Source organism: Exiguobacterium sp. K1 (assembly GCF_033721435.1).
GTDB lineage: Bacteria > Bacillota > Bacilli > Exiguobacteriales > Exiguobacteriaceae > Exiguobacterium_A > Exiguobacterium_A artemiae.
Genome location: NZ_JAOTIT010000003.1, coordinates 359,555 through 373,627 on the forward strand (window position 1 = coordinate 359,555; position 14,073 = coordinate 373,627).

Below are 14,073 nucleotides of genomic sequence, written 5' to 3' on the forward strand. Positions count from 1 at the left end.
ATGATGCAGCAGGAGTATAAGCAACTGGATATGCGTTATGAGGAAGCCGAGCTTCGTTCAAAACGAAAAAATCAATCGTGGATCGACCGGACATGGACGTTCTTTTCATCCGTCAAAGTCGGCTTATGGCTGATCGGCTTAATCATCATCGCAAGCGGCGTCGGAACCATCTTCCCGCAGGAAATGTACATTCCGCAAGCCGTTCCGCCGGAAGAGTTTTACGGGAAGGAATATGGAACGGCCGGTGAAATTTATTATGCCCTCGGTTTCCATAATTTATTTGAATCCTGGTGGTATATCGGATTAATCACATTATTACTGTTATCCATCATCATCGTATCGATCGATCGTTTCTTCCCGCTGTATCGCGCGCTGAAGAAACAACCGGTCATCCAGTCCGACCGTTTTATGGGCGGTCAGCGATTTGGCGCTGAAGCGACTGGGACGGTTAAACAGATTGATGCCATTGAACCGTTGCTGAAGAAAAAAGGGTATAAGATCCGCCGACAAGACGGCGCACTGCTTGCGGAGAAACAACGTTTCGGCCGCTGGGGTCCATACATCAATCATATCGGGCTTGTCTTGTTCTTTGGTGGAGCGATGCTACGGATTGTTCCCGGGATGCACGAAGACGAGCTGATGTGGATTCGTGAAGGCGAAACGCTGCCGGTCGAAGCGACAGACAACAAGTATTATCTCGAAAACAACTCGTTTAACATTGAGTTTTACGATCCGGCAAAAGAGCCTGAGAAATTCAGAGAAGCGTTGAAACGCGCCGGCGGAAGTGTTCCGAAAAACTATGATACCCAAATGACGTTGTATAAAAAAACCGGAATGACGGAAGACTTCAAACCGAAACTTGAAAAAGTTAAATCCGGTGAGACCGCCGTCAACCAGCCGTTCGAGTTCGGAAACTATCAAGTTTTCCAGGAACAATATGCAGCGGATCCGGAGTTCAAGACGATGTCCTTTAATATCGAGAATCAAAAAACAGGCAAAGTCGTCGATACGATTAAAGTCGACTTGCGTAACCCGCAGGAAACTTACAAATTAAAGAACGGGTACGATGTCGAACTAAAAGACTTCCTCCCGGACTTCGTCGTTAAAGACGGAAAACCGACGACGAATTCGTCGCGTCCGGTCAATCCGGCATTTGTCTTTACGATCAAATCACCGGAACATCCGAAAGGTGAGCGCAGTCTGATCGGGATTAAACTGAATGTCGGCGGCGATGAGAACCAATACAAGATGGGCTTCGCCGGTACAGAACTGTCGAACATTTCCGGCGTCCGGATCAAAAAAGATTTGACGCTTCCATTCCTGTTTGCCGGCGGTATGATCTTCATGGTCGGGCTGTTACTCGGTATGTACTGGCCGCACCGCAGACTTTGGTTAAAAGAACGGAACGGGCAGATTAACATTGCCGGATTTACGAACAAAAATGCACTTGGACTTCAAAAAGAAGTCAATCTCGCCTTGACTGAAGTGGGACTTCCGCAACTGGAAGACCGCCAGAAGTTGCGGGAAGAGGGGGAAACGAAATGAACCTGCTTAGTTTAAGCGGTAATTTACTGCTGACGTCTTTTATCTTATATCTGATCAGTACCGGGTTCTTTGCCGTCGCAACAAGCGGTAAAAAGGGACCAAGCCGTTCAGGGAAAATTGCCTTTTCACTCGCCATCGTCGGATTTGCAGCGCAACTCGGCTACTTCTTCACACGCTGGGCTGGTGCCGGGCACGTACCGGTGTCGAATTTATATGAGTACACGACATTCTTTGGAATGATGATGGTACTTGGCTTCCTGATCGTTTACGGTATTTACCGCAACAACGTCCTCGGACTTGTGGCGATGCCGGTTGCCTTGCTTGTCATCGCCTATGCGTCGATGTTCCCGGACGAAGTCCAACCGTTGATTCCGGCACTTCAAAGTGTCTGGTTGAAAATCCACGTGACGACGGCAGCACTCGGAGAAGGAATCCTTGCGGTCAGCTTTGCGACCGGACTGTTGTACCTGATCCATGCGACCGACTTCAACAAAGAATCGAAAACACGGACGTGGCTTGAAGTCGTCATGTTCTCACTCGTCTGTGTCGTCGGTTATATCCTGGTCGGATTGTTGTTCAACGGACTCGGAACGAACTCGACGATTGAATACGTCGCGAAAAACGGAGCAACGATGCAACATGAGTATACGATGCCGGTTCTGACCGGTCCTGAAAACGGAAAAATCATTTCCGGCTCAGGTGCTGTCATTGAATTACCGAACTTCCTTAATGCCAACAAAGTCAATACGGTCTTATGGTCGTTGATCGGTGGATTGGTGCTGTACATTCTGCTCCGCTTCGTCATTCTCCGGAAACGGTTGGCTGAAAGCCTCAAACCGATTGCCCGTAAAATTGATCTTGAGACGGCGGATGAAATCAGCTACCGTGCGATTGCAATTGGGTTGCCGGTCTTCATTCTCGGTGGATTGATCTTCGCGATGATCTGGGCACAGATGGCCTGGAGCCGTTACTGGGGTTGGGACCCGAAAGAAGTATGGGCTTTGATCACGATGCTGTTTTACGTTTTCTATCTCCACATGCGGATTCAGCGCGGCTGGATCGGTAAAAAATCAGCGTGGTTATGTGTCGGCGGATTTGCTGTCATCATGTTCAACCTCGTCTTCGTCAACTTGGTCGTTGCCGGTCTTCACTCTTACGCTTAAGCAACGAAACCGAATAGTAGAATAATCATTTAAGGATGGACGACGGAAGATGAATTCCGTTGTCCATCCTTTTTTCAGCAGACTCGACGGTTTTCCACGGTCAGAGACGCTATTTCTTTTGTTTCATAGTATACTAGGAGAGTAGTAGGATAGAGTCAGACAGATTAGTTCATGGGAGGAATCAACTGATGTCAGAAGAAGCGCGTATTTTAGTCGTCGACGATGAAGAACGGATTCGGCGTTTATTAAAAATGTATCTCGAACGTGAGAACTTTACGATTGAAGAAGCCGACAACGGAGAGACGGCTCTCGAGATGGCACTTGAAACAGAATATGATGTGATTCTACTTGATTTGATGATGCCGAAGCTTGATGGCATGCAGGTCTGTGAAGAACTGCGTAAAACGAAAGCGACACCGATCGTTATGCTGACGGCAAAAGGGGAAGAGACGAACCGGGTCCACGGTTTTGAAATGGGCGCGGACGATTATATCGTCAAACCGTTCAGTCCGCGGGAAGTCGTGCTCCGTGTCAAAGCCATTCTGCGCCGGGCAAGTGCTACGAAATTCCTGCACACGGATGCGAAAACAAAAGATGTCATCGTCTTCCCGCACTTGACGATCGACAATGATGCCCACCGCGTCACGGTTGAATCACAGGAAGTCAATCTGACACCAAAAGAGTATGAATTGCTGTATTTCCTTGCCAAGCAGACGGATAAAGTCTTTTCGCGGGAACAGTTATTAAAAGAAGTCTGGAACTACGAATTTTTCGGCGATTTACGGACGGTCGATACGCATGTCAAACGACTGCGTGAAAAACTGAACCGTCTGTCCCCGAATGCTGCCCAAATGATTACGACGGTTTGGGGTGTCGGATACAAGTTCGAGAATAATCCCGCCTGACGATGAAATGGTTACAGAGCGTCGTCATTAAATTGTGGGGGACGATTTTATTACTCGTTTCCGTCGTCTTGATTGCCTTGACGATTTTATTACTCGAATTTTTCAATTCATTCCATATCGAACAGGAACGCGGTCATCTTGCGAAACTCGGTCAGCAGGTCGAAACCGTCTTTCAAGCCCACAGCGGTCTGGAAGAAGGATCGGCGACCGCGATCGAGATTACCGATATTTACGGCGCGACCCTGATTGCGACATCAAAGGACAATACGGTCGAGACGAATATCTCGGAAGCAAAAGCCAAGCGGATTATCAAGGAGCTCGAACGTCAAAACTGGAAAGCCGTTGACGGCGAAGAAGGAGAAACGGCGATCGGGAACTACGAAACGTTTAACGGGAAAGCGGCACTTGCTTACCGTGCTCCGTTCATTACGGAAAGCGGCAGCGGGACGATGTATTTGATTGAACAATTGACGAACATCGAACAGGCGAATGAAGGGGCACGACAAATCATTCAGCTGTGTGTGTTGCTCGCGATCATCGGAACGACCGTTTTTGCGTTCTTCCTGTCGACCCGGATTACGGCACCGCTCCGGACGATTCGCCAAGCGGTCGTCGAAGCGGGGGAAGGAAAGTTTGATCAGAGCCTGACCCGGCGTTCGCGCGATGAAATTGGTGATTTGGCGCTGGCATTTAACGAAATGAGCAGTCAACTCAATCAGTATGTCACGGATCTTGATAAGGAACGTCATTTGCTGTCGTCCATCCTAAGATGTATGGCGGACGGTGTCTTGACCTTCTCGGAATCAGGGGAGTTACTGGCGACCAATCCGCCGGCGGAAGCGTTCCTTGCGGGTGGTCCGGTTCCGGACGAATTGATTGAATTATTCCAGACGGTCATGCGTAAAGAAAAAGAAATGACGGTTTCCTTTGAACGGGAAGGCCGCTTTTACATCATCATCGTCAGTCCGCTCCTTGAGCAAGAAGAGCAGATCGGGGCTGTTGCCGTATTACGCGATATGACGGAAGCCCAGCAACTGGAGAAGATGCGGGCTGACTTCGTCGCAAACGTCAGTCATGAACTGCGGACGCCGCTCGTCATGCTGCAAGGTTATTCGGAAGCGATCGTCGACGGGATGACGGAAAGTGACGAGGCGACAAAAGAGTTTGCGTCCATCATTTATGACGAGTCGCAACGCCTGTCCCGTCTTGTCAACGATTTACTGGATCTGGCACGGATGGAAGCCGGGTATCAGGAAAAGCGGATTGAACCGATCGATGCCGTTCCGTTCGCTAAACGGATGGTCAAGAAGTTTAAGCAGATGGGACTTGAAAAGCGGGTTTCGTTTGAAGTAACCGGTCCCGATGTTCAGTTCGAAGCTGATCCGGATCAAATGGATCAGGTGATGACGAACCTGCTTGGAAATGCGTTGCGGTATACAGAAGATGGGAAAATCAAGATTGAAATCACGGAAGATAGGGAAACTATATCTTTATCTGTAATTGATTCAGGGGACGGTATTCCGGAAGAAGATGTCCCGTTCGTCTTTGACCGTTTTTACAAGGCGGACAAGGCCCGTACACGCGGCAAGACGGGAACCGGAATCGGTCTTGCGATTGTCGCAAACGTCGTCCGGTCGCATGATGGGGAAGTTCAGGTTGAAAGTGAGCTGGGCAAAGGATCCGTTTTCCGAATTCAATTACCAAAAAAACAAAGGAAGCGAACTTTATGATTCGCTTCCTTTCGCTATAGGAGTGAGTCGATTGAAAATCTATACTAAATCAGGTGATGAGGGAGACACGTCGCTCGTCGGTGGACGCGTCAAAAAAAATGATGTCCGGATTACGTTGATGGGGGAGCTTGACGAACTGAACAGTTTTGTCGGACTGGCCCGCACAAAAGCGACATCCATCGAGGTTAAGGAACAATTGACGGTCATCCAGCACGTTTTGTTCGATTGCGGGAGTGACTTGATGTATGTTGAACCCAAAGCATCCCGTCTGAGTCCGACGGCGACGGAAGATTTGGAAAGTTGGATTGACAGTCTGACGGAACTGTCTCCACCGCTCGATAAATTCATCTTACCGGGCGGCACGGAAGCTGCAGCCTGCCTGCATGTGGCGCGTACGGTCTGCCGGCGTGTCGAACGGGCGATGATCGATGTCGAACAGGCACATCATTTATTGCCGTTCATCAACCGTCTGAGCGATTTCTTCTTTACAGCGGCCCGTTACGAAAATGCGGTCAATGAAAAAGCGGATATCGAATATTTACGCAGTGCCCATGTGTTTAAACGAAAGGATGGAGAAGTATGAGTCAGTCATTTCAAACGTGGAACAAACAAGGAACGACTTTTCATCTCGTTCCGACCGATAAATTCAAAACGACGACGGTTCTCGTCACGTTTTCAGCACCACTCGAAGAAAAAACGCTGACGAGCCGTGCCCTGTTGCCGTATATCATGGAGAAGTCGACAGCGGCCTATCCGTCGATGAAAGCGTTGCGTGAACCGCTTGAAACATTATATGACGCAGGACTGTACGCCGATGCCTCGAAATTCGGGGAAGAACACGTCATCTCGTTCCAGCTGGATGTCGTCCGCGGGGATCTCGTCCGTCATGAGACGCTGCTCGAGGAAGCGCTCGATTTACTGGAGCAGATGATTTTTTATCCGGATTTAACAGAGGGCGGATTCCGGGAACAATTCGTCAAACAAGAAAAACGGTTGCACGCGCTGCGGATCAGTTCGTTATACGATGACAAAATGCGTTTCGCCCAACAACGGTTGCTCGAACTGATGGCACCGGGAGAAGCGGTTTCGTTATCCTCACTCGGTACACTCGAAGCACTCGAACAAATCACACCGGCTTCCTTACGTGATACATATCGTTCGATGGTCGAACAGGACCGGATCGATGTCTTTGTCGTCGGTCACGTCACGCAAGATGAGATGGAAGATGCCTTATCGTTCTTACCTTCCCATGATGAAAAAGCCAGTCACTATATTCCGGCCCAAAAACAGGTTGCAGGCGTCAAACGTTCGTCTGAGACGCAACCAATCAAACAAGGTAAATTACATTTAGGTTACCGTGTCAGTGTCGATCCGACGTCCGTCGATTCGATCCGGATGCAAATCGTCAACGGTCTGTTCGGCGGATTCCCGCATTCGAAACTGTTCATGAATGTCCGTGAAAAAGAAAGTCTCGCCTATTATGCAGCATCACGGTATGCGGCTCTGAACAGTGCTCTCTACGTGTATGCCGGGGTCGAAACGAAACAGGCGGAACGTGCCGAAACGATTATCGGCGAACAATTAAAAGATCTTAAAGCCGGACAGTTCACGGATGAGGAATTGACGCAGACGAAAGCGATGCTCATCAATGCCCGCCGGCAAATCCTCGATCAGCCGGGACAATTAATCGGCTGGTTAAATGGATCGAAGATGCGCGGATTGACGCTTGAAGATGAGATTCACATCATCGAGACGGCAACGCGTGAGGACGTCGTCCGCTTGGCAGCAACTATTGAACTCGAGGCAGTTTATCTATTGCGAGGTGAAGAATAATGGAACAGTTGACGTATCACGATACAGACGAAACCGTATTTTTTGAACAGCTCGATAACGGGCTTGCGGTGTATTTGCTTCAGAAAAAAGGGTATGAAAAAACATATGCGACCTTTACGACACGTTACGGGTCAATCGATAACCGTTTTAAAAAGGATGGCCAATGGGTTAATGTCCCGGACGGCATTGCCCATTTCCTCGAGCACAAGATGTTTGAGTCGGAGAAAGGGGACGTCTTCCAAGAGTTCGGGCGCCTCGGTGCCTCGGCAAATGCGTTCACATCGTTCTCTCGGACCGCTTATTTGTTCTCTGCGACTTCGTTGATTGAACAAAATCTTGAAACGCTGATTGACTTTGTTCAGGATCCGTATTTCACGGAAGAGAGTGTCGAAAAAGAAAAAGGCATCATCACACAGGAAATCCAAATGTATCAGGATAATCCGGGATGGCGTTTATTTTTTGGTCTGATCGAATCGATGTATGCGAAACATCCGGTCCGGATCGACATCGCCGGTACCCCTGAATCGATTGATCAAATTACGGCGGACGACCTGTATACGTGTTACCGGACGTTCTATCATCCGTCGAACATGGTGCTGTTCGTCGTCGGTAATATCGACCCGGCCGAGACGCTGGCTTTGATTAAAGCGAACCAAGCGAAAAAAGATTATACGGATCGTCCGGCCATTGAACGTGATTATGGAACGGAACCGAAAGAAGTCGCAAAAAAACGGTTTGAACTCGAACTCGACGTCAAGACACCAAAAGTCCTGATCGGTTATAAAGACAGTTCCCTCGGCGGACAGGAACAGCTGCGCCGCGAGCTGACAAGTGAACTCTTGTTGCATCTGTTATTCGACCAAACCTCTTCCACGTATCTCGAGCTGTATGAGGACGGTTTGATCGACGATACGTTCAGCTTCGATTATTCAAGCGAGGAAGAATTTGCGTTCGCGACATTCGGAATGGAGACGGAAGACCCGGACCGCTTTATCGCAGCCTATGAAAAATTATTATCCGTCCGGCCTGAATTCGAGGAGACGGAAGTCGTCCGAAAACGCAACATGATGCAAGGGAAATTCCTGCGGTCGCTGAACTCGCCGGAATTCATCGCCAATCAGTTCTCACGCCACGCCCTTGCCGGAACGAATCTGTTTACGTTACCGACGTTGATTGCATCGATCACCAAAGAAGAAATCGAAGCCCGCTTCGATGAATTGTTTGCGCTTGAAAATCGTGCGATTTCCATCGTTAAACCTTACGCTTGACCGATGCGGATTCTAATTACGGGAGCCAGCGGGGCAATCGGTTGGGCAACGGTCTTACGATTAGCGGCTGAAGGACACGATCTGGTCCTTCACACCCACCGGAAACAGCATGAGCTCGAACAGATGATACGACAGTTGCCTGTGACGACGGAGATCGTCACAGGCGATCTGTCTGACCGGGAGAACTTGACGGCATTTTGTGAGGGCTTACCGTCTGTAGAAGGTTTTGTTCATATCGCCGGGACCAGCTTCAGCGGGCTGCTCGTCGATCAATCCCGTTCCTCGGTGGAATCGATGATGACGTTGCATGTCGAATCGTTGATCCGGATTGCCCAGACCTTAACGAGCCGAAAAGCTTTTTCAGCATCACTTTCGATCGTCGTCGTCAGCAGTGTGTTAGGCGAATTTGGGGCGGCCGGTGAAGTCGTCTATTCGACTTGCAAGGCGGCACAGCTCGGGTTCGTCAAGTCCTTCAGTAAAGAGCTCGGCGCGATGAACGGACGGGTGAATGCGGTAACGCCGGGCTGGATCGAAACCCCGATGAATGCCGTCTTTTCGGCGGAAGACCGGGACTTGGCACTTGCTGAAATTCCGGCCGGCCGTTTCGGACGGGTTGACGAGGTGGCATCCGCCATCACCTATTTAATGGGACAGGATGCAACGTATATGAACGGTGCCGTTCTTAAAATTGACGGCGGCTGGATGTAGTCCGATGAAATTTGCTTAGGGGAATGCTTTTCATTTTTCAAAAAATCATTTAACATGAGGGATGGATAATCGATTTGAAGAGGAGGCTGGGCGCGTGAGTGAATTCGAACAGTGGTATCTGGAGTACGAACTGAACGTCAACCGTCCCGGGATTTTAGGGGACATCGCGTCACTCATGGGGATGCTACATATTTCGATTGTCACGATTAACGGTGTTGATCACCAGCGTCGGGGCATGTTGCTTCAAACGAAGCAACCGGATCAAATCCCGCGGCTTGCCGCCATCTTAAAGACGATGACGACCATCGATGTGATTAAGCTTCGTAAACCGAAGCTTCGTGACCGGATTGCCATCCGACACGGTCGTTATATCGACCACAGCAGCGGTGAGATCAAGACGTTTCGTTTTGTCCGCGAGGATTTAGGAATTCTCGTCGATTTCATGGCTGAACTCTGTAAACAGGACGGACACCTGTTGATTGGTGTTCGCGGCATGCCGCGTGTCGGAAAAACCGAATCAATCGTAGCGGCGAGTGTAAGTGCCAATAAAAAATGGTTATTTCTTTCATCGACGTTAATCAAACAAACCGTCCGCACTTCATTGTTCGATGATGAACGGACAGGCGATTATGTTTATATCATCGATGCGCTCGTCTCACAGCGCCATTTCGACGAACGGCATTGGCAGATTTTACGTGAGGTCATGCGACTTCCGGCTACGAAAATCGTCGAACATCCAGATGCTTTTGTTAAATCGAGCGAATACACGTGGGATGATTTTGATTACATCATTGAATTACGCAACTCGACAGAAGAAATCATTGTCACCGAACCACCTCGTGCCCATGGCGGGAACGACTGGTTCAATTTCGAATAAGTATTGAAAATGGAAGGTGTGTTACCGATGACTGAGCTCGGAACCTACTTAAAGGAGCAGCGGGAAACGTTAGGCATCTCGCTTGAACAAATTCAAAGCACGACAAAAATTCAAAAACGTTATATTCTCGCCATTGAAGAAGGCGATTACAAACAATTACCGGGTGCATTTTACGCCCGTGCCTTCATTAAGACGTATGCGGAAGCACTTGGTCTTGATGTAGACGAAGTGTTTGCGACCTACAAACGTGACCTCCCGGAACCGGAAGCACAACCTGTTGTTGAGCTATCTCGCCGGGCCACGTATTCCAAGTCAACGGCACCGAAGAAAAGTGTCGCCAAACGTTGGATTCCGAATATCATCATCATTGCTTTGATTTTTGCAATCGGGGTTGCCCTGTATTACGGATTCCAGGCATTCCAGGATGGTGACGGAACAAAAACGGCGACGCCGAAACAAAGTGAGGTCACGATTGACGAAGGTGACGCACCAAGTGAGGAAGCCGATGCACCGGTAGCAGAAGAGCCGAAAGAAGAACCGGCGAAAAAAGAAGAACCTGTTAAAAAAGAAACGAAGAAACCATTGGCTGTCAAAACGACAGTCGGTCAAGACATCACCTATGAAGTACCGGCAGATGGTACAATGAGTGTATCCATCCGGATCAAAAAAGATGCTTCGCCGTCACCGTTTGTTGGTGTACGGGACACGTCTTTAGAAGGACAAGCACTCGCGCCTGACCATATCAATGCGTCAGACCCAAATCCAATCGTCGTCAAAAATGCCAAAACGGACGTGATTCGGATTCGGATCGGTTCCATCAAAGGAATCGACCGGATTCTCGTTAACAATCAGGAGCTTAAGCTTAACCGCTCCCTCCTCGTTCAAAATATTTACCTGAAGAAAGTAGCCACGCCATAAGGCGTGTCTTCTTCATGTCAGCCGTCTTGCTGGCATACATAACCCGAAAAGGAGGGATACGAGAATGAACTTGCCCAATCAATTGACGGTCTTACGCGTGTTACTAATTCCCGTGTTCGTTGCCGTCTTAGCCATCAATCCAGACTGGGGACAGTGGGATGTCTTAGGAGCGGAACTGCCGGTTTCCCACTTCGTCGCCGCGATGATCTTTTCCGTCGCCGCCATCACCGATTGGCTCGACGGGTATATTGCCCGGAAAAACAAACTGGTCACGAACTTCGGTAAATTCATGGATCCACTCGCCGACAAGATGCTTGTCGCTGCAGCACTCGTCTATTTAGTCGAACTTGACTTCGTCGCCGCTTGGGTCGTCGTCATCATCTTATGCCGTGAATTCGCCGTGACAGGACTCCGTCTCGTCGCTTCAGACGAGGGGATTGTCCTGGCCGCCGGAAATTCCGGCAAAGCGAAGACCTGGGTCCAGTTGACATCCATCATCGCCTTTTTACTGCATGATATCGGATTTGCCTTACTGAACATTCCTTTTGCGGAAATCACGATGTGGTTGGCGTTGGTCTTAACAATTTATTCAGGAGTCGAGTATTTCTCAAAAAATATCAAGTTAATTACGAAATCCATGTAAATTGGATCAAACAAGACTGTTCGTCAACCCGAACAGTCTTTTCGTATAGTCAAGAAAGCGGGGATGTAAAATGAAAGCAGAAATCGTTGCTGTCGGAAGTGAATTATTGTTAGGGGAAATTGCCAACACGAATGCCCAGTATTTATCGGAGTGGCTCGCGACATGCGGTATTGACGTGCATTATCATACGGTCGTCGGAGATAACCGAGACCGGATGGTCGAAGTCGTCACGCGGGCTCAGGAACGGGCGGAACTGATTGTCATTACCGGAGGACTTGGACCGACGGAAGATGACTTGACGAAAGAGGTCGTAGCGGAACTGCTCGGCCGGACGCTTCATGTGGATCAGCCGGCTTACGACCGGATTGAGGCATTTTTAAAAACACGGGGACGTACGATGACAGAGAATGAAAGAAAACAGGCCCTTGTCATCGATCAAGCCGATGTGCTGACGAATCAGGCCGGGCTTGCACCCGGCATGTCCGTTCAGACACCGGATCATCAATATATCCTGTTACCGGGTGTCCCCCGGGAAATGAAGCGGATCATTGCAGACCATTTCGATCACTTGTTAGGCAAGGAAACGATTAAATCAAGAACATTACGTTTCTTCGGCATTGGAGAGTCGGCATTAAACGACCGGTTGGCGGATCTCATCCGGACAGCCCGCAATCCGTCCGTCGCCCCGTACGCTGAATTGGCAGAAGTCCGTCTTCGTCTGACGGCGAAGGCGCTTGACGAACAAGTCGCCCTCGACATGCTCGATGCGCTGGAACAACAAGTCCTTGCCGAAGTCGGCAGCCATTTTTACGGTTATGGCGAAACAAGTTTACCCGAAGTCGTCCTCGACCGGTGCCGGGAAGCCGGTTTGACCTTGTCAGCAGCGGAGTCGTTGACCGGAGGCGCCTTTGCAAGCGGTCTGACCGACATTCAAGGCGCCAGTGACGTCTTCCGCGGCAGTGCCGTCGTCTACGCAGATGCGGCAAAAGTGAACGTCCTCGGAGTACCGCAGACATTGCTTGACGAACAGACTGCCGTCAGCCGGGACGTTGCCGTTGCGATGGCGGAAGGAGCACGCAAACTCTATCAGACGGATCTTGCCATCGCCCTGACCGGTGAAGCTGGTCCCACGAGTAACAGTGGTCAAGCGGTCGGAACGGTCTACTGTGCGTTAGCACATTCAGGCGGTACGGAAGTACTTGAGCTGACGTATCCGGCCTTCGACCGTGGTATGATTAGATTGCGTTCCGTCAAGGATGCTTACTTCATGCTCCTTCAAAATATCAGCCTGGCGGACGAAATGAACAAAAAATGATTTCTTTCAACTATGCGAATAAATGTTCGTAAAATGCTTGTTATTCGGTCTCAAAAGAAGTACAATAATCTCAGTAAGATAAATAAAAGGAGGCCTGCTACGTGAGTGATCGTAAAGCAGCACTTGAAATGGCATTGCGTCAGATTGAGAAACAATTTGGTAAAGGTTCAATCATGAAACTAGGTGAAAGTGCAGATCAGAGAGTATCCGTAATCTCTTCTGGATCAATCACATTAGATATAGCACTCGGTGCAGGTGGATATCCACGTGGACGGGTAATCGAAGTCTATGGTCCGGAATCTTCCGGTAAAACGACAGTTTCGCTTCATGCGATTGCTGAAGTCCAAAAACAAGGCGGACAGGCGGCATTCATCGATGCCGAGCACGCACTTGATCCGGCTTATGCCAGCAAACTCGGTGTCAACATTGACGAATTACTGTTATCACAACCGGATACAGGAGAGCAGGCGCTTGAAATCGCAGAGGCATTAGTCCGTTCTGGTGCTGTTGATATCCTCGTCGTCGACTCAGTAGCGGCACTTGTCCCGAAAGCCGAGATCGAAGGCGAAATGGGTGACTCGCACATGGGTCTCCAGGCTCGTTTGATGAGTCAGGCGTTGCGTAAATTGTCAGGTGCGACAAACAAATCCAAAACAATCGTCATCTTCATCAACCAGATTCGTGAAAAAATCGGTGTCATGTTCGGTAACCCGGAAACGACTCCAGGTGGACGTGCCTTGAAATTCTATTCATCGGTCCGTCTTGAAGTCCGTCGTGCAGAAGCACTGAAAAACGGAACAGATATCGTCGGAAACCGGACGAAACTGAAAGTCGTTAAAAACAAGATTGCTCCGCCGTTCAAACAAGCGGAAGTCGACATCATGTACGGACAAGGAATCTCTAAATTCGGCGAGTTGATTGATCTTGGAACAGATCTCGATATCGTCCAAAAAAGTGGTGCTTGGTATTCATACAATTCAGAGCGTCTTGGTCAAGGACGTGAAAATGCGAAACAATACATGATCGAACATCCGGATGTTGCGGATGAGGTCGAACGATTGATTCGTGAACATCACGGTCTCGTCGACCGGAAAGAACCGGTTGACTTTGAAGAAGGTCAAGACGAAGATCTGTTTGCAGAATAAGTCGAAAGAGAGTAGAATCGATT

Annotated in this window: 13 protein-coding genes; all 13 read left to right on the plus strand. The window is 49.2% G+C overall.

The genetic code is table 11. The features are described 5' to 3' along the window. Window positions 1-3 precede the first annotated feature (3 nt). Window positions 4-1,545 carry a cytochrome c biogenesis protein ResB gene (locus N7U64_RS09480; protein ID WP_318929602.1) on the plus strand — a complete coding sequence of 514 codons (1,542 nt, stop codon included), beginning with the start codon at window positions 4-6 and terminating at the stop codon, window positions 1,543-1,545. After that, a complete protein-coding gene (gene ccsB, locus N7U64_RS09485; RefSeq protein WP_012369918.1) occupies window positions 1,542-2,708 on the plus strand; it encodes a c-type cytochrome biogenesis protein CcsB in 1,167 nt (388 codons plus the stop codon). The genes N7U64_RS09480 and ccsB overlap by 4 nt, the downstream gene beginning before the upstream one ends. Before the next feature lie 188 nt (window positions 2,709-2,896). Further along, on the plus strand, window positions 2,897-3,613 hold the full coding sequence (locus N7U64_RS09490; RefSeq protein WP_012369919.1) for a response regulator transcription factor: 717 nt from the start codon (window positions 2,897-2,899) through the stop codon (window positions 3,611-3,613). Between the two features lie 2 nt (window positions 3,614-3,615). Continuing rightward, complete coding sequence (locus tag N7U64_RS09495; protein ID WP_318929605.1) at window positions 3,616-5,343, plus strand: ATP-binding protein; 1,728 nt, start codon at window positions 3,616-3,618, stop codon at window positions 5,341-5,343. A 31-nt stretch (window positions 5,344-5,374) separates the two neighbouring features. Next, window positions 5,375-5,926 (plus strand): cob(I)yrinic acid a,c-diamide adenosyltransferase, encoded by a 552-nt coding sequence (locus tag N7U64_RS09500; RefSeq protein ID WP_318929606.1) that lies wholly within the window; start codon window positions 5,375-5,377, stop codon window positions 5,924-5,926. Then, a complete protein-coding gene (gene yfmF / locus N7U64_RS09505; RefSeq protein WP_318092588.1) occupies window positions 5,923-7,176 on the plus strand; it encodes an EF-P 5-aminopentanol modification-associated protein YfmF in 1,254 nt (417 codons plus the stop codon). The genes N7U64_RS09500 and yfmF overlap by 4 nt, the downstream gene beginning before the upstream one ends. Continuing rightward, a complete protein-coding gene (gene yfmH / locus N7U64_RS09510) occupies window positions 7,176-8,444 on the plus strand; it encodes an EF-P 5-aminopentanol modification-associated protein YfmH (protein WP_318929610.1) in 1,269 nt (422 codons plus the stop codon). Before yfmF ends, yfmH begins: the two co-directional genes overlap by 1 nt. Window positions 8,445-8,447: 3 nt before the next feature. Beyond that, entirely contained in the window at window positions 8,448-9,152 is a 705-nt protein-coding gene (ymfI, locus tag N7U64_RS09515) for an elongation factor P 5-aminopentanone reductase (protein WP_318929612.1), read from the plus strand. 61 nt (window positions 9,153-9,213) lie between these two features. Beyond that, on the plus strand, window positions 9,214-10,029 hold the full coding sequence (locus N7U64_RS09520; protein ID WP_251135835.1) for a DUF3388 domain-containing protein: 816 nt from the start codon (window positions 9,214-9,216) through the stop codon (window positions 10,027-10,029). A gap of 27 nt (window positions 10,030-10,056) precedes the next feature. Next, a complete protein-coding gene (locus tag N7U64_RS09525; RefSeq protein ID WP_290830383.1) occupies window positions 10,057-10,947 on the plus strand; it encodes a helix-turn-helix domain-containing protein in 891 nt (296 codons plus the stop codon). 64 nt (window positions 10,948-11,011) lie between these two features. Next, the gene (pgsA, locus tag N7U64_RS09530) at window positions 11,012-11,590 is read left to right on the plus strand and encodes a CDP-diacylglycerol--glycerol-3-phosphate 3-phosphatidyltransferase (RefSeq protein WP_318929615.1); all 579 of its coding nucleotides are present in this window, start codon (window positions 11,012-11,014) and stop codon (window positions 11,588-11,590) included. 70 nt (window positions 11,591-11,660) lie between these two features. Next, window positions 11,661-12,905 carry a competence/damage-inducible protein A gene (locus N7U64_RS09535; protein ID WP_318929617.1) on the plus strand — a complete coding sequence of 415 codons (1,245 nt, stop codon included), beginning with the start codon at window positions 11,661-11,663 and terminating at the stop codon, window positions 12,903-12,905. A 101-nt stretch (window positions 12,906-13,006) separates the two neighbouring features. Continuing rightward, window positions 13,007-14,050 (plus strand): recombinase RecA, encoded by a 1,044-nt coding sequence (gene recA / locus N7U64_RS09540; RefSeq protein ID WP_012369929.1) that lies wholly within the window; start codon window positions 13,007-13,009, stop codon window positions 14,048-14,050. Window positions 14,051-14,073 lie beyond the last annotated feature (23 nt).